The sequence below is a fragment of the Actinokineospora auranticolor genome, from assembly GCF_002934265.1.
Taxonomy (GTDB): domain Bacteria; phylum Actinomycetota; class Actinomycetes; order Mycobacteriales; family Pseudonocardiaceae; genus Actinokineospora; species Actinokineospora auranticolor.
Genome location: NZ_PTIX01000013.1, coordinates 59,405 through 79,790, shown reverse-complemented (window position 1 = coordinate 79,790; position 20,386 = coordinate 59,405). Strand labels below are relative to the sequence as shown.

Here is a 20,386-nt window from a genome sequence, read left to right as displayed (position 1 = left end):
TCGCCAGGCGGTTGCCGCGGGTATCCGACCGCGGGGACAGTGTGGGAAACGCACGCGGTTCGAGGACGAGGTGATGTCGTGGTTGTCGCTGGGGATCCGGTCGCCGTCCCGGAGACGGGCTACTTCTACTACGGGAGGCCGCAGTGGCTGACCGACGACCTGCTCGCCGCCCTGTGCGCCGAAGCCGCGGCCGAACGCGCGAAAGCGGTCCTGCTGCGCAGGCAGTTCCACACCCCGACCGGCCCGATCGCCTCGGCTCTCGCCGACTCCCCTGAGCTCCACGCCCTCATCGAGAGCGACGCCTGCCCCGTCACCCCCGCGCGACGCGCGAACTACCTGTACTACGAGGCGGAAGGCCAGGGTATCGACCCCCACACCGACGACCACGACTTCCAGATCAACGTCCTCATGACACTGGAACACCGGCACACCCGGTGGCAACGCTCCACTTTGGTCCTGTTCCCGCACGGCCCGGACGACCCCCTGCGGATCCACCAGCGCCCCGGCGAACTGGTCTTGTTCTGGGCAGCCGCGGTCGTGCACGCCCGCACCAACGTCACCCAGGACGAGCGCGTCACCAACCTCGGCATCGGCTACCGACCCCGGTAACCGCTCCCGCCTTCGCCCTTCTGAAAAGCCGACCACAGCCACTAAGGGTCGTCTCGTACCGTTGTTGGCGTTGGCACCGGTGCGCGAACGCCGCGTCGACCAAGTCGCCATCGTCGACGGCACCCTGGTGCCCACCCGCGACCACCGGATCGCCGAGCGGTCGAAGAACTACCGCTACTCGACGAACCCGCGGGTGGCCATCGACGCCGACACGCGTCTGGTGATCGCCACCGGCGACCCGCAACCGGGCAACCGCAACGACTGCACCGTCTACCGCGAGTCCGGCATCGCCGACACCCTTGCCGGCGGACCGGTCATGGCCGACGGCGGCTACCAGGGCAACAAGGGCGTAATCACGCCCTACCGCGCGCCCCGCGACGGCACCGCGCTGCCGCGGTGGAAGGACGACCTCGACACCATCCACCGCGGCGTCCGCGCCCGGGTCGAACACACTCTCGCCCGCCTGAAGAACCGGAAATCCCCCGCGACTACCGCCGCGCCGGACACACCCTGGTCACCACCGCGGCAGGCACCGCCTTCCTCCACAACCCCACCATCACCAACTGACCAAAGCCCAACCAGGGGCACAACCCACAAGATCAGTTAGGAGACATCCCTTAGACCGCCGTCGCGGAGATCGCGACGCGAGCCCACGGGTTCCGGGCCGTCGCGGCGATGTCAACCGGAGTTGTCGTCCGACTTCGGTTGCGGCTGCCGGTAGTCGAGTTCCCGGCGGAGGGACGTGAGGTAGGCGCGGAACTCGGCGCTGTCGTGGATCTGCGCGGTGCGCCAGCGCGCGAGGTCGGCGGGGGTGGTGGCGCGGCCGGTGAGTTCGGTCAGGTGGGCGATGAGGTGGGCGTCGGTGTGGGCGGCGTCGAACACGGTTTTGTGCTCGGAGATCTCGAACTTCCGCATGAGGTCCATGCGCAGGGTGGAGTAGATGAAGGACTCCTTGCCGAACCGGTAGGACTCGGGGAGTTCCATCTGGGCCGAGCGGGGGCTGTGGTACCAGGACACGTACACGGACTGGTCGAACATGACGTACCGGTACACGGCTGTGTCGTCGTTGTAGAGGATCTCGATGGGGCAGATCTTGCGGCAGTCGAACAGGGACACGAGGTTCATCAGGAGCTCTTCCTCGAGGTCCCGTTCGATCCGGTCGATGGGCTGGCCCTGGGGTTTGAGCCAGGAGGCGCGGTCGGCGGCGCGGCGGCTGATCGCGCGGTGGTTCGCCGGGTTGATCATGGCGACGCGGATCTGCTGGGGGTGGTGGCGGGCGGCGAGCAGCCGGGCGGCGACGTAGCGGGCGCTGGGGCCGTAGAAGGCGAAGAACCCGGTCGCCTCCAGGTCGACCGTCATGTCCCCGTTGTACGAGTCGCCGAAGGTGTTGGTGGGGTTGAGGGCGTCGTACTGGCGGTTGGGCAGGAAGAGGTGGTTGGAGCGGACCATGCTCTGGGTGACCCGCTGGCCGAGCTCCTCGAAGCCCTCCGCGATGGTCTCCTGGGTGTTGCGGTCCTGGGTCCAGCTGGTCAGCGCCGCGAACATCAGCGCGAACACCACGCTGGCGAACAGGTTGAGGCCGACCGCCGAGTAGATCTGGGCCGCGGTGAGCCCCTTGTCCTGCATGGTGAGTATGACGCTGATCAGCAGGCCCACCAGGCACGCCGTGATGAACGAGTAGCGCACCAGGGTGCGGCGCAGGGATCGCGCGGACCGGCGGTCGTGGGTCACCGCGCCCCCAGCGCCCAGTCGACGGCGGCGGGCAGCGAGTTCACCACGGGCGCGCCGAGGTCGGCGAGCCGGGCCGGGCTCACCAGCGGCTGGTCGACCGGGTGGTAGAGCAGCGCGGGCACGCCGCAGGCCTCGGCGGCGGCCACGTCGTCGACGCTGTCGCCGACGACGAGCACCGAGCGCTCACCCAGCTCCCGCAGGTGCCCGCGCAGGTGGGGTTCCTTGCGTGGCGACTCGTCCGACCGCATACCGTCCACTCTGTCGAAGAACCCGGCGACCGCGGCGAACTGCGGCAGGGCCACCAGCCGGTCGTGCGGGAACATCGACAGCAGCGACTGGGTGCGCCCCGCGTCCCGCCACGCCGTCAGCGCCGCCACCGCCAGCGAGTGCAGCGCGGCGCGGTCGAGCAGGTCGGCGTAGGCGTGGTGGAAGTGCGCGGCGACGTCTCCTTGTTCCCGTGCGGTGAGCACCTTCCCCGCCAGTCGATCATAGAAGTCCGGGATCGGCCGGGTGAAGTGCTCCTGGTACCCGGCCAGGGTGATCGCGGGCAGCCCCGCGCGGGCGAACGCGGCGATGGTCGCGCGGACCATGGCGTCGCCGTCGTCGAGCAGCGTCCCGTTCCAGTCCCACACGATGTGGTCGACGCGCATCCGTCCCCCTCAGCCTTCTGCGATCATGGCCGGGTGCGCCGACCCCAGGCCAGGGCGACCGCCGCGAACACCCGCGGGTACGCGGGCGACGAGGTGGCGGGCTACCTCCGCGACCGCTACCACCGGTTGCGCGTCACCCTCGCGCTCGACCTGCTCACCGAGCACCTGCCCGCGGCCGCCACCGTGCTCGACCTCGGCGCGGGCGGCGGCGAGGTCTGCGCGCTGCTCGCCGGGCGCGGGTTGCGACCGGTCGCCTGCGACGCCGTGCCCGCCGCGCTCCACAGTGGATTCCCGGCGGTCCGCCTCGACGTCGGCGAGGTGCTGCCGTTCCGCGACCGCGCCGTGGCCGGGATCTTCGCCGGGGAGATCATCGAGCACGTCTACGACCCGGCGCTGCTGCTGGGGGAGTGCCACCGGGTGCTGCGGCCCGGCGGCGTGCTCGTGGTGACGACGCCGAACCTGGCGCCCGCCCAGGACCGGCTGCGGTTCCTGCTCGGCCGTGCGCCCCGCCAGGTCGACCCGTTCCACGAGTACCTGCGCCTGCACATCCGCCCGTTCACCTACCCGCTGCTGGCGACCGGGATGCGGTCGGTCGGCCTGGTCCCCGGCCCGCCGCGGTCGAACCAGGTCGTGTGGCGGACGCGGTTCGGCGAGGCGCGGTCGACGTGGCTGGCGCGGGTGCTGCCAACCCTGGGCGGGTCCCTCGTGGTCGCGGCGGTCCGGCCGTCCTGACCGGTCCCGCCCGCTCAGAACGGCTCCTCGAGCGGTACGGACCGCACGTCGCGCAGCACCGCGTCGAGTTCGCCGACCTCGAACCGGCACAGGCCGACGGCGTGCCAGAACTCGCCGCCGGTGGTGCCCTCGACCTTGTACCGGCCGTCCGGGGTGACCGCCGCCCACGCCTCCGGCAGGCCGATCATGGTCAGCCGCAGCGCTCCGGCGGGCACGTCCCACAGCCGGGTGGTGCCGTCGGCGGCGCCGCTGGCCAGGGTCGCGCCGTCGGGGCTGAACGCCAGCGACAGCACCCGGCGGGTGTGGCCCGCCAGGGTGCCCAGCGACTCACCGGTGACGCTCCACAGGTAGATGACGGCGTCGTCGCCCGCGGCGGCGAGGACCCGCCCGTCCGGGCTGAACGCGCCCGCCCACAGCCGCCCGCGCTGCGCGGCGAACCCGCGCAGCCGCGCGCCGTCGGACACCCGCCACAGCACCGCTTTGCCGTCGTTGCTGACGCTGGCGAGGATCTCGCCGTCGGGGCTGAACCGCACGTCGTAGACGCGGTCGTGGTGGCCGTCGAAGACGGTGCGGAGCCTGCCGGTGGCGCGCTCGAACAGGCGGACCTTGCTGTCGTCGCAGCCGGTGGCGACCCTCGTGCCGTCCGGGCTGAACGCGATGGCCCGCACGCGGCCCCGGTGTTCCCCCAGCGACAGCACCTCGCGGCCGGTGGCCTGCCACCACAGCCGCACGGTGTCGTCGTCGTTCGCGGTGGCCAGGACGTCGCCGTCGGGGGCGAACGCGCTGGCCCACACGTAGTCGGTCTCGACCTCCAGCTCCTGGTCGGCGCGCCAGCTGTTCAGCTGCCACACGTGCACGCCGCCGTCGTTGCTCGCCGTGGCCAGCAGCGGTTTGACGGGGTTGAACACGGCACCGGTGAGCTGGTCGTCGAGACCGGTGAGCGTCTTGACCTGCCTGCCGGTGCGCGGGTCCCACAGCCGGACCACGCCGTCGTTGCCCGCGGCGGCGAGCAGGTCGCCCGCCGGGTTGAAGTCGACCCGGGTCACCCGGCGACCGTGGCCGTGGATCTCGTACCGCTGCCTGCCGCTCACCGGGTCCCAGACGCGCACGGCGCTGTCGCGGCCCGTGGTCGCCAGCTGCGTCGAGTCCGCCCGGAACGCCAACGGCCACACGGCGCCGCGGTGCGCGTGCGCCTCGTGCAGCTCCTGCCGGGTCCCGGTGTCCCAGACCCGCAGCGTCCCGTCGCTGTCGCCACCCGCCACCAGCCGACCGTCCGGGCTGAACGCCAGGTGGTACACGGCGGGCCCGTGCCGGTACCGCAGCGCCTCGGAGGTGGGGGCGCCCGCGCCGGTCAGCCGCCACAGCCGCACGGAGCCGACCGTGTCGCCGCTGGCGAGGAGTTCGCCATCGGGGTGGAACGCGACGGAGTAGACGGACCCGGAGTGACCCTCGAGGCGGTGCGCCCGCTCACCGGTCTCGACGTCCCACAGCAACACCCCGGTGGGGCGACCGCCCGCGGCGAGCAGGCGACCGTCCGGGCTGAACGCGACCGTGTAGACGGAGCCGGGCGTCTCCAGCCGGTACCGCTGCGCACCCGAGGCGAGGTCCCAGACGCGCACGACGCCGTGCTCGTCGCCGGTCGCCAGCAGCCCGCCGTCGGGGTGGAAGGCGAGCGTCCAGACCCGCTCGCCGTGCCCGGCGAGCCGGTGGCGGGGTTCCCCGGAGGGCACGTCCCGCACGTGGACCACGCCCGCGCCGTCCCCGTACGCGACCAGCGCGCCGTCCGGCGAGAGCCGCAGCGGCCAGACCGGCGCCGCGTGGTCGGTGAGCACCGCGCCGGGCGCGCCGGAGGCCGGGTCCCAGTACCGGACCGACCCGTCCGCGGAACCGGTGACCAGCGCGGCCACCCCGAAGTCGACCGCGTACACCCGGTCCAGGTGCCCCTTCAGGGTGCGCAGCGGCAGCCCCTTCTCCGGGTCGCACACCAGCACGCCGCCGTCGCCGCTGCCCACGGCGAGCAGCGAGCCGTCCGGGTGGTAGGCCAGCGGGCGCGGCAACCGGCCGTCCTCGAAGCCGAACTGCACGCCGACGCCCGCGGGCCGCAGCCCGGTCAGCACCGGTCGACCGGGCGCCGCCGCGGCCCCGCGCAGCTCCGGCGCGGCGAACAGCCCCGGGTCGGCGGCCACGTTGATCAGCGCGGCCCGGGCCCACCGGCCACCGGTGACCACCACGCCGCGCAGGTCGGTCTCCAGCAGCCGGGCGCCGGTGAGGTCGGCGCCGGTCAGGTCCGCGTCCCGCAGCACCGCCCGGTCGAGCCGGGCGCCGCGCAGCCGGGCGCCGCGCAGCGTGGCCCGGCTGAGCTTGGTGCCGATCAGCAGCGCGTCGGTGAGGTCGGCGTCGGTGAGGTCGACGCCGCTGAAGTCGCGGTGGGACAGGTCCTCGCCGCGCAGCGGGGCGCCGCGCATGTCGGACTTCGCCGGGATGCGCAGCCGGTTGCCGATCCGCAGGGCGTTGGCCTCCGACACCGGGTCGCCCGCCGGTCGCGCGGCCCACGCGCCCAGCGACCGGGCGTCGCCGAGGTCGCAGAGGAAGTCGACGACCAGCTGGGAGAGCTTGCGCCTGCCCAGCAGCGCGCAGCGGCCGGTCTCGGCCAGCACGCGGGCGATCTCCTTGGCGACCAGCCACTCCATCACCGAGCTGTGGATGAAGCCGAACATGTCGTCGTCGGTGCGGACCAGCAGGCTCCCGGCGCCGAGGGCGTGCGCGGCCTGCGGTGGCGTCAGCGGCGCGTCGGCCAACCCGCTCAGCGCCTCGGCGACCTCGGCCACGTCGTCGAGGCGCAGCAGCACGTCGTGGGACTCCCAGACGCGCAGCGCCAGCGTGGTCACCGCCGACCACAGCTCGTCGACCGACAGCGAGGGCGGGGCGCCCTCCGCGTGCGCGCGGTCGTGCTCGAAGCGCAGCCACGAGGTCAGGATCTCCTGGTAGAGCCCGGCGGCGCTGATCGAGTCGCGCGCGGCGACGGCGGCCAACCGCTCGGGCGCCAACCCGGCGACGAAGCTGAGCATCCGCGGGTTGCGGGACAGGCCACCGAGGTCGTCGACGCGGCCGATCAGGTCGACCCGCTCGCGCGCCCGGTCGGCGTCGCCGTCGAACCGGTTGAGCAGGAAGTCGCCGATCTGCCGCTGGGTGAACTCCTCCAGCAGCAGGATCCGCCGCTGGGCCAGCACCCCGACCCGCTCGCCCAGCGCGGTCCGGACCTGCGCGTCGTTCTGGAAGTGCTGGGTGCGGCTGGTGACCACGATCTTGGCGCGGTCCTCGGCGGCGGCGAGCAGCGTGGTCAGGTGGTCGGCGGCGCGGTCGTAGCTGACCCGGCTGGCCAGCTCGTCGAACCCGTCGAACAGCAGCACGATCCGGCCTTGGCGCAGCAGGTAGCGGAACGCGCGCAGGTCGATCCGGGACTCGCCGTGGTTGGCCAGGTGCGCGGCCACCAGCCCGTCGACGCTGTGCGCCTTGTCCAGCGCGTGCAGCTCGATGAGGATCGGGGTGACGCCGGGCAGCGCGGTGGGCAGCGTCATCGCGAGCCTGCGCATGGCGAACGTCTTGCCCCGGCCGAAGTCGCCCATCAGCAGCACGAACCGGCCCTCGTCGCCCGCCAGCAGGTCCACCAGCTCGGCCACCACGTTGTCGCGCACGGCGGCGTCCGAGGCCGCGGTGCCCGCGGTCTCGCGGAACCGTTGCTGGACGTACAGGTCGGGCGGGTACACCCGGTCCTGCCGGAGGCGCTCGGTCTGCGCGGCCACGTAGTCGCGCAGGTCGAGCAGGCCCTGGAACTCGGTGAAGCTGCGGACCCGGACGCCGTCGCGCGCCGCCTCCGCGCGCAGCGTCACGCCGGGGTGCCTGCCCTGGTAGACCAGTTCGGAGGTCAGTTCCTCGTTGTTGCGCTGCCGGACGCGCACGAGTTCGGCCACGTCGTCGGCGGTCGGTTGCCCCACCAGCACGGCGACCAGGAACTGCGGCACCAGGTCGCCGTCGCGGTAGCTGACGCGCAGCACCGGCGGTCGACCGGGGAGCCGCCGGGTGCGCGCGCCGGGGTAGCGCACCTCGACGACCTCGGCGACGCGGCGCAACAACCGGTCGGCCGGGCTCTCCGCCGGTTCCTCCACGACGAGCTCGCGCCCCAGCCGCGGGCCCGAGTCCTGGTCGGCGGCGAAGGTCCGGTCCGCCGCGTGCCAGGTCCGCTCGATCCGCTCGACGCGCTCGGGGCCGCCGTCGCGGGGCAGGGTCCAGTTGTCGAGGCCGGTACGGGTCAGGCGCGCCAGGCAGGCGCCCTCCGCCGGGGACACGACCGTGAGACCGGACGGCAGCGGGGCGCTGTCGTGGTTCGTGGGGCCCCGGCCGGACAGCAGCAGGTTGAGCTGTCCGCCGATGGTCGAGTCGAGCGCCGCGGTGTCGGCGAGCGCCCACCCGGCGGGCTCGGTGGCGGGCGCGTGCGCGACGACCCCGATCCGCAGGTACCCGGATTCCACGAAGGGGGCGAGCGCGCCCGCGAACCAGTCCAGCTGCTCGGCGCCGACCTCACCGGGCGCGCCCGGGGTCAGGTGGGTGTGGGTGATGGTCGAGGTGAGCGCGGCGACGACGACCCGCAGGTCGGGCAGTTCGACCAGCGACCACGGCTGGCTCGCGTCGAACACCGGGGCGTCCACGCCCGCGTACAGCTCGCCGTGCAGCCGCTGGTAGTGCCGCCACTTGCGGAAGTACGGCGGTTCCGGGGTCAGGCCGTCGGCCCGGCAGTCGGCGAAGTACGCCTCGCACGCGGGCACCGTGATGTCGCCCGCGCCGGGCACGATGACCAGCCGGTTCGCCTCGACGCCGACCAGCGACCGCAGCCCGGTGAGGAAGCTCAACGCCTGCTCGAACTGCTCCCGCGTCCCGGACTCGGTGAGGCTGCCGCTGACCACGACCAGGTCCGGCGCGGGCAGGTCCGCCGCGCCGAGCCGGGCCAGACCGGCGTCGAGCGCGGCGAGGCGCGCCACCGGGTCGGCACCGCCGTCCAGCCCGAACCTCGGCGCCGCCACCTGCAACACCGACAGCTCGTGGCGCGTGGCCTGCGCGGCGGCGGGCGGGAACGTGGTCCCCCGACGGGGTTCGGGGATCCGCTCCGACGACGGCGGCGCGCCGGGGAACCGCGGGCTGCCCGCCTTGGCGCGGCCGGTGAGCGCGTTCTCCAGCCGGTGCAGCAGCCGGGCCCGGGCCGCCGCCGGGTCGTCGATGCCGACCAGGTCGACGAAGGTGATCGGGGCGAGCAGGCCCTGCGGGAACACGTTCTCCACCCGCACGGGCACCAGCAGCTTGGTCTCCGGCCGGTCGTGCATGGCCTGCAGCGCCGCCATCCACTCCAACCGGCCGTAGCGGGACTCCAGGTAGTTGCGGGACAGCACGGCGAGCACCGCGGACGACTCGCGGATGCCCCGGTCGATGAAGTCCAGGAAGTGCGTGCCCGGGACGAAGTCCCAGGTCTGGATCATCACGGCGTACCCGGCGGCCTCCAGCTCGTGCGCGATCCAGGTGGCCCACTCCTCGTCCAGCAGCGAGTAGCTGATGAAGAAGTCGACCGGCCCCGACCGCGGCGGGCGCGGCCCCCGCACCGGCGCGCGCTGCGCGGGCACGGCGGTGCCGGTCAGCTCCGCGACCGGGACACCCAGCGCCGCGGCGAGCGCGGTGAGGTCGTCCGGCGTGGCCGCCCGGGCACCCGACTCCAGGTCCGCCAGCGCTTCGGCGTCCAGCGGGGAGCCGAGGCCCGCGCACGCCGCGGCCAGCTCGGCGACCGTCCACCCGCGACGCTCGCGGGCCCGCCCGATCCGCGCCGCCGGTTCCGACTCGACCTCGCGCACCGGGCCTCCCACAGGTCGGCGGACAGCGGCAGGGGTGCCGCGCCGCCCCTGCCCGGTTATTCTCCGCCGCTCGCGCGCGAAGAATGGCTGTTGAGCCTACCTGTCGTATTCCCGCCGCTAGATCCCCCGATCGGGGAAACACCGAAAGGGGCGGTGCCGAACAAAGCGGTGCACGTCCCGTGCGGACTCATCCCGTATACCGCCAAACCGGGCAACACACCGGCGAACTCCGCTGCCGGCGGGAGTTCGGCGAGATCGACGCGGAAATCGGGATCGATCGGCCAGGCGAGGGTGACGTGCGGGTTGAACCGGTCGGCCGCGCCGCCGTCCCACACGTCGGTGATCTCGTCGTAGCCGTAGCGGGTGAGCTGGTCGCGGCGCACCCGGTCCTGCCCGGGGTCGGCGATCAACCCGGTGATCCGCTCGCCCGCCGGGTCGGTCTCCCGGAGCCTGCCGCGCCGCAACGGCTCCACGCGCGCGACCACCGCGCGCTGCAGGTCGATCCACTCGCGGCTCTTGCGGAAGTACAGCTCCGGCGCGCCCACGGGGTTGTGCCGGTAGTACTCGCCTTGGGCCGCGAGCAGCGGCAGCTCGGCCGCGAGGCACTGCGTGGCGGCCACCACCTCGGGGATCTCGGCGCGGTCAACGGCGAGCATGAACAGCGACACGTGCGGCTCGCACGGACCACCGGTGTCGAGCGGGTCGCCGAGCCGGAACCACGACGGGTGGCCCTGCTCGCGCATCCGCGCGGTCAGCATGCCGCTGAGGTCTATGGCGGCGCGGTTGAGCTCGGGGGGCAGGACCGCGACGATATCCACTGTCTCCATGGGCTCTCTCTCCGCCGGAGGGGAAACGCGGGTCAGGGTAGTGGGCCGGAACTCCGGTGGGCACCGCTTCCCGGGAGGTCGTGTTGCCACATTCGTGTTAACGCGGGATACAAATTGGTACATCCGTGGAAAGGGATAGCCCTTTCCGGTGACACCGCGCACCGTGTGGCAGCATGACGCGCATGTCCAACGGTTTGCGCAGACTCCACGTGTTGGACTGGATCGCACTGGGGTTGCTGCTGGTGGGTGTGGTCTGCGTGCTCACCGGGGCACTGCCGTACGACGACGCGACGGCCACGGTCACCAGGTTGGTGCCGCTGCTGCTGTTCCTCGGCAGCGTGATCATCCTCGCCGAGCTGACCGCGACCGCCGAGGTGTTCGACGTCGTCGCGACCCGGTTGTCCATCCTCGCCCGGGGCCACTACCCGCTGCTGTTCCTGCTGTGCGTCGCGCTCGCGGCGGGCACCACCATGGGCCTCAACCTGGACACCACGGCGGTGCTGCTGACCCCGGTGCTGCTGGCGCTGGCCGGGAAGCTGGCGGTGGCGCCGCTGCCGCTGGCCATGACGACGGTGTGGCTGGCGAACACGGCGAGCCTGCTGCTGCCGGTGTCGAACCTGACCAACCTGCTGGCCGCCAACCGGGTCGCGCTCGCGCCCGCCGAGTTCGCGGCCCGCATGTGGTTGCCGCAGCTGGCGTCGATCGTCGTGACGGCCGCGTTCCTCTGGATCTGCTACTGGCGGCGCGCCGAACCCGGCTACCGGGTGCCCGCGCGGCACGTGCCCGCCGACCCGGTGCTGTTCCGGGTGGCCGGGGCCGCGGTGCTGCTGTTCGTGGCCGGGATCCTGGTCGGCGTGCCGATCGGGATCGCGTCGTCGGTGGCGGCGGGCATCCTGGTGGTCGCGTTCGCCGCGCGCCGCCGCTCCGCGCTGCGGCCTGCCCTGCTGCCGTGGCGGCTGCTGGTGTTCGTGATCGGGCTGTTCCTGGTGGTGGAGACCGTCAACCGGCACGGCCTGTCCGACATCGTGCACTCGCTCATCGGGTCGTCCGACGGCGCGGAGGGCGCGGCGAGGGCCGCCGGGACGGGGGCGGCGCTGTCGAACCTGGTGAACAACCTGCCCGCGTACGTCGCCGGGGAATCGGTTGTGCCGGTGGACAACCACAACCAGCTGCTGGCCCTGCTGGTCGGCACCAACGTGGGGCCGATCATCACGCCGTGGGCCTCGCTCGCGACGCTGCTGTGGTACGAGCGCTGCACCGCCGCGGGCGTGCGGGTCCCCATGGGCCGGTTCGTGTGGACGAGCGCGTGCCTCGCCGTCGTCGCCCTGGCCGCGACCGTCGCCACCCTCCTGGTGACCTAGTCACACCCGGTGCGCCAGCGAGGTGACCACGGCGGTGGCGGCCGAAACGGTCTCCGCGCGCCCGCAGAGCTGCCTGCGCACCCGGTGGCTGGTGGTCCGCAGCCCGCCGAGGGAGAGGTCGGCGGCACCGGGCGCGGTCCGGCCGAGGGCCACCGTGGCCACCAGGCTCGCGGAGTCGGGGACCACGGTCTCGTGGAACACCCCGGCGGCCAACGAGTACCGCTCACCCGCCCGGTGCGTCGTGTCCGTGACGACTTCGGCCCGCACCAACCGGTCCGTGGCCTCGATCGAGTCGCCGTCGCGGCCGCTGAGCACCCGGAACACCCGGTGCGTGACGGGCCCGGCGTCGTCGAGGACCAGGGTCTGGTTGCGCAAGCCGCCGACCAGCACCCAGCTGGACAACTCCCAGCTGTGGCAGTGGGTCGGGGAGGTCGTGGGCCGCTCGTGCCCCCGCCCCGGCTGCCAGAGGTGCACGCACACCCCCGCGTCCCCGTGCCGGTAGACGGGCAAGCACAGAAACCCCAGTGGGTGCCGAACCGCGTCGACCGCCAGATCACCCGCGATGACCCCACCCAGCGCCGAACGCGCCCAGCCGACAACCCGCTCGGCCTCACCGCGCTCGATCGCCCCGGACAACTCGCTGTACAGCGCCATGGGCACGCCCCGGAGTTAGGCTCAAGTGCCGAAGAAGTCTAGCAATGGGCACACCGGTGTCGGAAAGGTTCCGACCGGGTTGTCCACCTTCTGTCCCGCACCTCCTCTGGACCCTCCAAGCCCTCGTCCGGGCCCTCGCCGCCCTCACCATCGCCGCCTACACCGGGCTCGACCGCGAAACCACCTACCCGACGGACGGGTGTAGCGCGATCAGCCGCCGGGGCGATCACCAGGCATGAGCGTCGAGCCGGGAGCCGAGGAACCAGGGCGCTTGGCCAACAGCTTCGTCGGTACCGCCGACGTCGTCTTCCAGGCCCGGGACATCTACGGCGACGTGCACATCCACGCCATGGACGGCTACGTCCGGGCGAGCCGCTCCCAGCTGCGCTCCGACATCCCCGACTTCACCGACCGCACGCGCGAAGTCGCCGAGTTGACCGCCTTGCTGGACAACGGAAGCAACGTCGTCTGCGTGTGGGGGACCGGCGGAACGGGGAAGTCGACCCTCGCCGTGCGCATCGGGCACCTGGTGCGCGAGCGGTTCCCGTACGCCCAGCTCTACGTCGACCTCCGCGGCGCCGACGCGCACCCGGTCGACCCCGCGGCCGTACTAGGCCGGTTCCTGCTGGTGCTCGGTGTCTCGGCCCGCGACATCCCGTCCGACCTCGGCGCGCGGGAAGACCTGTACCGAGCGGCACTCTGGGACAAACCGGCGCTCGTAGTCCTGGACAACGCGCATTCCGAGCGGCAGGTCCGCCCACTGCTGCCCGGAACCGGCACAGCACGCGTGCTGGTCACCAGCAGGCAACCGATGCAGGGCCTCGCGGGCACGGAGTTCGTGGAACTCAAGGAGTTCGACCCGGCCTCCGCCACGGAACTGTTGCGGCGCACCAGCAGAACCGCCGACGCCCTCGACGACCTCGCCGGGCTGTGCGGCCACCTCCCGCTCGCCCTGCGGATCGTCGGCGTGAAGCTTAGGCTCGGATCGACCACCGCGGTCCGCCGCGACCTCGCCGACGCGAGCAGACGACTCGCTGTCCTGCGCGCGGGTGACCTGAGCGTGAGAGCGAGCATAGCCGTGAGCCACGGCCCGCTGCCGGAACCGCTGAAGCGCTGCTTCCGCCTGCTGAGCCTGATCCCGGGAGCCGACTTCGCCGAGGACGCGGCGGCGGCCGCGCTCGGCATGGCGGGCCCCGAGTTGACCGAGGCCGTGCGGGAACTGGCCGAACAGCAACTGCTGGAGTGGACGACACCCGACCGACTGCGGTTCCACGACCTGCTCCGCCTCTACGCGCGCGAGGAGGCCGAGCGGTCCGAGCCCCCGGAGGTATGGGACGAGGTAGCGCTCCGGCACGTCGAGTGGTGCCGGGCCCGCGCGCAAGAACACCGCGACAACGCGCTGAACGAGGAGTGCCCCACCGCCGCGGGACTGAGGTGGTTCGACGTCGAGTCGGCGAACGTCCTGGAAGCCCTGGAATCGGCCTTCCGGCTCCAGGCCTGGACTCCCGCGTTCCGACTCGCCATGGCGGTGCAGGACTTCCTCCGCTACCGGGGTCTCCTGCGGGAGGCCGCCCACGTGCTCGGCCGCGCGGCGGACGCGGCACGCGGAGCGGGCGAACCCGATGACGAGCGCTTCGCGCTGGTATACCTCGGTATGGTGCTGGTCGAGGACGGCCGGACGGCGGAGACCCCGGCCCTGTACGAACGCGCCCTGGCCCTGCCCGGCAGTGACGTCGAACGGTGCTGGACCCTCACCCACTACGGCATCGCCCTGACCCGCATGGGCCACCCGGACGAGGCGATCACCAGAATCTCGGAAGCGTTGGCCGCCACCACATCCCGCGCGGACGGGACGGGTGAGGCCTGGGCCTCGACCCACCTCGGCAACGCCTACCGCGCGGCGGGCCGCCCCACCGAGGCGGTGGCCCTGCTCCAAGGCGCCCTCGACCACGACCGCGCCGACCACGGCGACCGCGAGATCGGCTGGATCCTGGTCTACCTGGCCGACGCCCTCGCCGACGTGGAACGCTGGGCGGAAGCGGAGGCGGCGCTGCGCCGCTCGCTGGAGCTGGGTCGAACCCTGGGCGACCTGAACCGCCAAGCCTGGGTCCTGCACCACCTCGGCGAGTTCCACGCCCGCCGCCGACACTGGCCGGAACTGGCCGACACCACCCGCCAACTCGAAACGGTCGCCAAAGCCATGCACAACGAACGCTGGCTGGCGATCGCCGCCGAACTGGTGGCCCGCCACCCCATCGCGTCCATCACCATCACGAACCAGCCACCCGACGAGCCACCACCCCGCGAACCCGACGACTGAGCCCGAGCCCCACTCCCAGCGAACCCCGCGGGCGGTGGTCCAGGACGCGGGGGAGTGCGAGCTCGACGCGCTAGTCGGTCGAGAGGCCCAGTCTCGCCGCGACCACCGGGCTGAGCGACCGCCCGAACGGCAGGCTGATGTGGTTCGCGTCGTAGTACACGGGGACGCCGCCGATGACCGCGTAGCACTTGGTGGGGTCGCAGAAGCTGTCGGTCGTGTCGATGAGCGAGACGTCCGGGTCGGGGGTTGTTCGGGCTACCTCGGTGAGGGGGTCGGCGGGTTGGGCGTCGGCGCGGTCGACCGCGCAGGTGAGCGGGTCGCGCGGGTTGAGGGCGACGCAGTCCGGCGCGCGGACCGCGCCGTTGAGCGGGGGGTCCGCCAGCACGTGGACCTTCGCGCCGAAGCCGGTCCACTCGCGCCAGAAGGGGGCCGTGCCCTCGCGGTAGTAGTCCACCTGGGAGAGGTTCCGCTTGTCGTGGGCCAGTTGCCTGCGGGCGTAGAACGACACGAACACCCGCTCGGGCCGGTCCGCGCGGATCAGCCCGTTGATGTCGTCGACCCACTGCATGCAGCCCTCGGCGAACCGACGGTCGTCGCCGCCCTCGAAGCCGACGTACGGGATCTTGGCGAACGGGCAGCCGCCCAACCGCCCCAGCATGAGCTTCCACTTCTGCGCGCGGGCGATGGGCAGCAGGGCGCCCAGCCACTGCTCGGCGTGCGAGTCGCCGACCAGCCACACGACGGTCGGATCCGGTGTGGGGCCGCTGAAGTCGCACACGGCGGTGGTCGCGGTCTCCCCGTCGGTCGGGAGGATCCTCTTGTAGTCGCAGACACCCAGCCCCGCGCGCCACGGGGCGTCGTCCACACCGATCGGCAGCCGGGCCGGGCCGTACGGGTTCTCGCACCCCGCCGCCATCGCCGCCGCGCCCGCGCAGTGCGTCGGCTCCACCCGCCGCTCCTCGGACGCCTGCGTGACGTGCCGGTCGTACGTCCACACCAGCAGGCCAGCCACCAGGGCGACCGCGGCCATCCCGGCGACCATGGCGGCGAAGTTGGCCCCCGTCCGCAGTTTCGCGCCCAGCGCGATGCCCCGGTCCTCGACGAGGACCTTGGACAGCCAGGCCAGCACGATCGCGACCACCAGGATCCCCACCTGGTGGAAGCCGCGCAGCGCGCCCTTGTCCAGCGTGTCCGCCAGGGCGAAGGGCGCGAGGACGACGAGCGGCCAGTGCCACAGGTACAGCGAGTAGCTGATGCCGCCGAGGAACTGGACCGGCGCGGACGCGCTCAACGCGGTGTGCCACTGGCGTTCGCCGCCGTTGCCCGCGAGGATCACCAGCCCCGTCCCGACGGTCGGCAGCAGGGCCGCGTACCCGGGGAACGGCGTCGAGTGGTCGAACAGCGCCGCCGCCCCGCAGATCATCGCCAGTCCGGCGAACGCGGCGAGGCCCGCCGTGACCCGGGGGAGGACGAGCCGGGTGCCGCCGAGCGCGATGAGCGCGCCGAGGGCGAACTCCCACACCCGGGTCGGCGTGACGAAGTACGCCTGGCTCTTCGACACCTCCGTGAAGAACACGCAGAAGGCCAGCGACGCCAACCCGATCGCGGTGATCCCGACGACCTGGGCCCGGCGCCGCCGGACCTTGAACAGCAGCAGGAGCAGCAGCGGCCAGCACAGGTAGAACTGCTCCTCGACCGACAGCGACCAGTAGTGCTGCGCCAGGCTGGCCACGGCGGTGAACGCGGAGTAGTCGACCGAGTTGACCGCCAGCAGCCAGTTCTCCACGTACAGGGCGCTGGCCAGCGCCTCGTGCGCGTTGGTCTTCCACCGCAGGTAGGGCAGGAGGAAGTACGCCGCGATGAGGCTGACCACGAGCACCAGGAGCGCGGCGGGCAGCAGTCGACGCACGCGCCGGGCGTAGAAGCGCCCCAGCCGAACCCGCCCGGTGCGCAGGATCTCCCGGTCGAGGTGGGAGGTGATCAGGAACCCGGAGATCACGAAGAACACGTCGACGCCGACGTACCCACCGGTCAACGCAGAGGGCCGCAGGTGGTTGACGACCACCACCATGACCGCGACCGCCCGCAGCGCCTGGATGTCGGTCCGAAAACCGCGTTCCCTCGGTACACCCACCGCAGCGGACCTGACCGCGGCTTCCGGGCCCTGGTGTGTCTCCGCTCCCATTGGTTCCCCATGTCAAGTCTTGCCGGTGGGGGGCACAGCCTAAGGGAACGCGCGGCGAACGGAATTCCGACCCGCCCAACAAAATGATCACAGGACGAGCCACCCATCATCGGTCACCCATATGACGGAGCGCAACCACGCGGAAGAGTAATGGCGCCTGGCGTTGGGTGTATCGACTGGCACCCAAAGTGACGAAAGCCTGCTGCGGCGCCCCGATCGTGAGAGTTCGCCGTCCCATCATCGGCCCCGGACCAGCCGTTACGTCGAGCCGGAACCCCAGCGCCGCCGATAGGTCACATCATTGACCGACCACACCGGTCGAGCACCGGAATCGGCACACCCGCAAACACCCGACCGCCGTCATCGGGAGGTCGACCGGCCACATCGATTTTCGCTGGCGACGCCCCAATTCTCGGCACCACGGACCTTTGGGGATCACCGGGAACGCGGCCGCCCACCTTTGGGGGTCACCAGGAAACCCGCCACCGAGATGACGAAGAACGGTGACGGTCCCAGCAGAATCCCCGCGACCAGACCCCACCCGGTCAACACCCACCCGACCACCGCGGGCACCCGCGCGCCGATCCGCCCCAGGTGCCAGATCAGTCCGCCGAGCAAGACCAGCGGCACCGCGAACCCGCCCGGTCCGGACCAGAAGGTCGCCGTCTCCGCCCCGCCCCCGCCCCCGCCCGGGAACGGCACCACCGACCACAGCCCGTCCCGCACCCACCCGCGCACGCTGGGCCACGCCAGGACCGGCACCAGCGCCGCGTGCCCGATCCCGAGCGCCACGAGGATCCCGCCCGCGACCGCGTACCGACCGGCCGCGGTCCGGCCCGCCTTCACCTGCTCAGCCACGCGCGCTCCCACTGCCGGGTCATCGCCGGGTACACCACGAGGTACCGGAACGGCGCGATGGCGGTCATGTAGGCGCGGCCCCACCACCCGTTGGGCTTGACCAGCACCGCCATCCGCAGCTCGTACTCGCCGTCCGGCCGCCGGACCCAGCCGAGGTGCATCACCGTGTGCACGGTCTTGTTCGCCAGTTCCCGCGCGCACTCGTTGTCGAGCTCGTACACCGCCTTCAGCGGCATCGACGCGCGGTCCTGCCCGCGCGGGGCGTCCCGCAGGTCGCCGGGCATCCGGTCCCGCAGCGAGGTGACCCGGCCGCCGACGCCGTGCGACTCCCGGTCCCAGCCGAACACCGCCCCGAGCTTCCAGCGCGCCTTGAACAGCAGCCGCACCAGCGGCGGTCCGTCGAAATCCAGAGCGCGCAACGCCGCCAGCATCGTCGGGAAGTCGTCGGGACCGGCGCCGGGCGTGCGGAACGCCCAGGTGTCCTCGACGCGGAAGTCGGCGGTCATCTCGTGGATCCGCCACGGCTGCGCCACGTGGTCGGCTGTGTCGAGTCGGGTCATCGCCCCCACTTTCTATGTTGACCAACACAGAAGATGCTATCCAGCAGACGAACGGTAGGATGGCCGTTGTGACCCGAAGCACCCGACGCGCCGAGACGACCAGGGAGAGCCGCAGGCTGCTGCTCGAAGCCGCCACCGCGCTGTTCGCCGAGCGCGGCTACCGGCGGACGACCTTCGAGGACATCGCCGCGCGGTCCGGTGTCAGCCGGGGGTCGATCCCGTGGCACTTCGGCAGCAAGGAGGGCCTCTTGGCGGCGGTGGTGGACGACATCGTCGTGCACCTCGCGGCCGTGGCGGGATCCCTCGACCCCGGCACGGTCGACCAGGTGCTGGACACCCTCACGGCGTTCACCCGGGCACCGTCGACCGGCCTGTTCGCCAAGCTCATGGTCGAGGCGGACGACCCGGAGTCGCCCTTGCGCGAGACGTACGCCGGCCTGCACGACGCGCTCCGCGTCCAGGTCCGCGCGTGGGTCGCCCGCCTCCCGCTCCCCGAAGGCGTCGCCGCCGAGGAACTGGGCACCGTGCTCCTGGGTGCCGTGATCGGCATCCACCAGCAGTGGCGCGTCGCCCCCGGGGCCGTGGACCTCGACCGCACCTACGCGACGTTCGCGGCTTTGCTGCGGTCCGCGGGCATCACCGCGCCCGCGGACTAGACACCGCTCAGAACAGGGTCGCGGGTTCCAGCGGCTCGGGCTCGGGCAACGGGTCGAGGTCGGGCACGAGCGCGCGCACGTCGTCGTGGAACCGGCGGGCGAGGGCGGGTGCCTCGTCGTTGTCGGGGGTGTGCAGGAAGACGGTCGGCGACCGGCCCTCGCGCAGCCACTCGGCGACCACCTCGGTCCACGGCCGCCACCCCTCGACGGTCTCCTCGACCGAGTCCCGGCCCAGGTACCGGACGACCGGCCGGTCGGTCAGCGCCCGCGTCCGCCGCGGCAGTCGGGGTTTCTTGGCCCAGGCGTCCTCTTCGGCCGCGCTGGTCGGCGGCCGTTGGAAGAAGACCGTGGTGTCGAAGGGAACCCACTCGGCGTCCGCGTGGGCGAGCGCGGCCTCCAGCGTCGACGTCGAACCCGCGTCGGTGAAGAACCCGGGATGGCGGACCTCCACGGCCCGCCGGCGGGCGGCGGGGAGCCTGCGCAGGAAGCGGCCGAGGGTGTCGACGTCCGAGGGCCCGAACGACCCGGGCAACTGGGTCCACAGCACCGCCCGCTCGCCCAGGGGTTCGATCGCGTCCAGGAACGCCCGCATCTCGACCTCGACCCCGACCAACCGGCGCTCGTGCGTGACGACCTTGGGCAGCTTGACCACGAACCGAAACCCGGGATCGGTCTGCCGCGCCCAAGCCACGACGGTCTCCCGCGCGGGCGTCGCGTAGAAGGTCGTGTTGCCCTCGACCGCGTTGCACCAACCGGCATAGGCGCGCAGCCGCTCCTTGGCGGGCAACGACGGCGGCAGGAACCGGCCCGGCCACGTCTTGTGGGTCCACATCGCGCACCCGACGTGCAGACGTGCCACTCCGTCCTCAACTCCCCTCGATCGCGGGTGACGATAACCTGATCAACCCATCGCGCCCGCGCCGGCCGGTACCCGGGCGTTCGATCAAGCTCACCGACCCGCGCACCCCGCGGGCGTACGCGCACCCGCTGCGCACGCGGCTCATCGGGCCGCTGCGCGGCGACGGGCCGATGACCGCCACCCAGGCCGCGGCCCGGCTCGGCGACACCGTGCCCAACTGCTCGTTCCACCTCCGGCAGCTCGCCAAGTACGGCTTCGCCGAACCGTGCCCCCGGGGCCGACGCCCGGGAACGGCCCTGGCGGGCCACCGCGCGGAGCACGTCCTGGGACGACGACTCCGACGACGTGGCCCCGCGGGCTCAGTCCACATCGCCGCAACCCCAACGACAATGCTCGCCGCAACCACCGCACTCGCCCGCACCGTCAACTACGGCATCCGACCAATCGGCGCCCTCATCGGCGGAACCCCGGGCGCCGCCACCGGCGTCCG

General features: G+C 72.6%; 14 protein-coding genes and 2 pseudogenes. 7 read left to right on the top strand and 9 right to left on the bottom strand.

What is annotated here, in order from left to right; genetic code table 11:
* The first annotated feature begins 78 nt into the window (after positions 1–78).
* Complete coding sequence (locus CLV40_RS39015; protein ID WP_219824071.1) at positions 79–609, top strand: hypothetical protein; 531 nt, start codon at positions 79–81, stop codon at positions 607–609.
* Between the two features lie 52 nt (positions 610–661).
* A pseudogene (locus CLV40_RS22810) lies at positions 662–1,176 on the top strand (transposase); the annotation flags it as partial.
* A gap of 111 nt (positions 1,177–1,287) precedes the next feature.
* On the opposite strand, the gene CLV40_RS22805 reads toward CLV40_RS22810, so the two are convergent.
* Together CLV40_RS22805 and CLV40_RS22800 are read right to left on the bottom strand one after the other, a co-directional pair.
* Positions 1,288–2,340 (bottom strand): hypothetical protein, encoded by a 1,053-nt coding sequence (locus tag CLV40_RS22805; RefSeq protein WP_104481016.1) that lies wholly within the window; start codon positions 2,338–2,340, stop codon positions 1,288–1,290.
* Complete coding sequence (locus CLV40_RS22800; RefSeq protein WP_104481015.1) at positions 2,337–2,990, bottom strand: HAD family hydrolase; 654 nt, start codon at positions 2,988–2,990, stop codon at positions 2,337–2,339. Before CLV40_RS22800 ends, CLV40_RS22805 begins: the two co-directional genes overlap by 4 nt.
* A gap of 33 nt (positions 2,991–3,023) precedes the next feature.
* Here CLV40_RS22800 and CLV40_RS22795 point away from each other — a divergent pair, with 33 nt between their 5' ends.
* A complete protein-coding gene (locus CLV40_RS22795; RefSeq protein ID WP_104481014.1) occupies positions 3,024–3,722 on the top strand; it encodes a class I SAM-dependent methyltransferase in 699 nt (232 codons plus the stop codon).
* A 14-nt stretch (positions 3,723–3,736) separates the two neighbouring features.
* Here the strand turns inward: CLV40_RS22795 and CLV40_RS22790 are convergent, their stop codons facing one another.
* Positions 3,737–9,616 (bottom strand): WD40 domain-containing protein, encoded by a 5,880-nt coding sequence (locus CLV40_RS22790; RefSeq protein WP_146108185.1) that lies wholly within the window; start codon positions 9,614–9,616, stop codon positions 3,737–3,739.
* A 56-nt stretch (positions 9,617–9,672) separates the two neighbouring features.
* Positions 9,673–10,443, bottom strand: coding sequence for a hypothetical protein (locus CLV40_RS22785; RefSeq protein WP_104481013.1), 771 nt, complete (start codon positions 10,441–10,443; stop codon positions 9,673–9,675).
* Between the two features lie 173 nt (positions 10,444–10,616).
* Between CLV40_RS22785 and CLV40_RS22780 the strand changes: the two genes are divergently transcribed.
* The gene (locus CLV40_RS22780) at positions 10,617–11,804 is read left to right on the top strand and encodes an SLC13 family permease (RefSeq protein WP_245931485.1); all 1,188 of its coding nucleotides are present in this window, start codon (positions 10,617–10,619) and stop codon (positions 11,802–11,804) included.
* Here CLV40_RS22780 and CLV40_RS22775 read toward each other — a convergent pair whose 3' ends face one another.
* Positions 11,805–12,458 carry a hypothetical protein gene (locus CLV40_RS22775; RefSeq protein ID WP_104481011.1) on the bottom strand — a complete coding sequence of 218 codons (654 nt, stop codon included), beginning with the start codon at positions 12,456–12,458 and terminating at the stop codon, positions 11,805–11,807.
* Between the two features lie 235 nt (positions 12,459–12,693).
* On the opposite strand from CLV40_RS22775, the gene CLV40_RS22770 reads away from it, so the two are divergent.
* Positions 12,694–14,778 carry an ATP-binding protein gene (locus tag CLV40_RS22770; protein ID WP_104481010.1) on the top strand — a complete coding sequence of 695 codons (2,085 nt, stop codon included), beginning with the start codon at positions 12,694–12,696 and terminating at the stop codon, positions 14,776–14,778.
* 70 nt (positions 14,779–14,848) lie between these two features.
* Here the strand turns inward: CLV40_RS22770 and CLV40_RS22765 are convergent, their stop codons facing one another.
* The 3 genes from CLV40_RS22765 to CLV40_RS22755 all read right to left on the bottom strand — a co-directional run bounded on the left by CLV40_RS22765 (position 14,849) and on the right by CLV40_RS22755 (position 18,381).
* Positions 14,849–16,912, bottom strand: coding sequence for an acyltransferase family protein (locus tag CLV40_RS22765; RefSeq protein ID WP_245931484.1), 2,064 nt, complete (start codon positions 16,910–16,912; stop codon positions 14,849–14,851).
* A 486-nt stretch (positions 16,913–17,398) separates the two neighbouring features.
* The gene (locus CLV40_RS22760) at positions 17,399–17,821 is read right to left on the bottom strand and encodes a DUF6463 family protein (protein WP_219824070.1); all 423 of its coding nucleotides are present in this window, start codon (positions 17,819–17,821) and stop codon (positions 17,399–17,401) included.
* A complete protein-coding gene (locus tag CLV40_RS22755) occupies positions 17,806–18,381 on the bottom strand; it encodes a DUF2867 domain-containing protein (RefSeq protein ID WP_104481113.1) in 576 nt (191 codons plus the stop codon). The genes CLV40_RS22760 and CLV40_RS22755 overlap by 16 nt, the downstream gene beginning before the upstream one ends.
* 68 nt (positions 18,382–18,449) lie before the next feature.
* Here CLV40_RS22755 and CLV40_RS22750 point away from each other — a divergent pair, with 68 nt between their 5' ends.
* Entirely contained in the window at positions 18,450–19,037 is a 588-nt protein-coding gene (locus CLV40_RS22750) for a TetR/AcrR family transcriptional regulator (RefSeq protein WP_219824069.1), read from the top strand.
* Between the two features lie 7 nt (positions 19,038–19,044).
* Here CLV40_RS22750 and CLV40_RS22745 read toward each other — a convergent pair whose 3' ends face one another.
* Complete coding sequence (locus CLV40_RS22745; protein WP_104481006.1) at positions 19,045–19,869, bottom strand: DUF72 domain-containing protein; 825 nt, start codon at positions 19,867–19,869, stop codon at positions 19,045–19,047.
* A 20-nt stretch (positions 19,870–19,889) separates the two neighbouring features.
* Here CLV40_RS22745 and CLV40_RS40860 point away from each other — a divergent pair.
* A pseudogene (locus CLV40_RS40860) lies at positions 19,890–20,147 on the top strand (winged helix-turn-helix domain-containing protein); the annotation flags it as partial.
* Positions 20,148–20,386 lie beyond the last annotated feature (239 nt).

What these genes read in the sequence shown, in the direction of transcription:
- CLV40_RS22800 (WP_104481015.1), bottom strand. Translation starts at nt 2,990, where the DNA reads ATGCGCGTCGACCACATCGTGTGGGACTGGAACGGGACGCTGCTCGAC.
- CLV40_RS22785 (WP_104481013.1), bottom strand. Translation starts at nt 10,443, where the DNA reads ATGGAGACAGTGGATATCGTCGCGGTCCTGCCCCCCGAGCTCAACCGC.
- CLV40_RS22780 (WP_245931485.1), top strand. Translation starts at nt 10,617, where the DNA reads ATGACGCGCATGTCCAACGGTTTGCGCAGACTCCACGTGTTGGACTGG.
- CLV40_RS22745 (WP_104481006.1), bottom strand. Translation starts at nt 19,869, where the DNA reads ATGTGGACCCACAAGACGTGGCCGGGCCGGTTCCTGCCGCCGTCGTTG.
- CLV40_RS22770 (WP_104481010.1), top strand. Translation starts at nt 12,694, where the DNA reads ATGAGCGTCGAGCCGGGAGCCGAGGAACCAGGGCGCTTGGCCAACAGC.
- CLV40_RS22755 (WP_104481113.1), bottom strand. Translation starts at nt 18,381, where the DNA reads ATGACCCGACTCGACACAGCCGACCACGTGGCGCAGCCGTGGCGGATC.
- CLV40_RS22775 (WP_104481011.1), bottom strand. Translation starts at nt 12,458, where the DNA reads ATGGCGCTGTACAGCGAGTTGTCCGGGGCGATCGAGCGCGGTGAGGCC.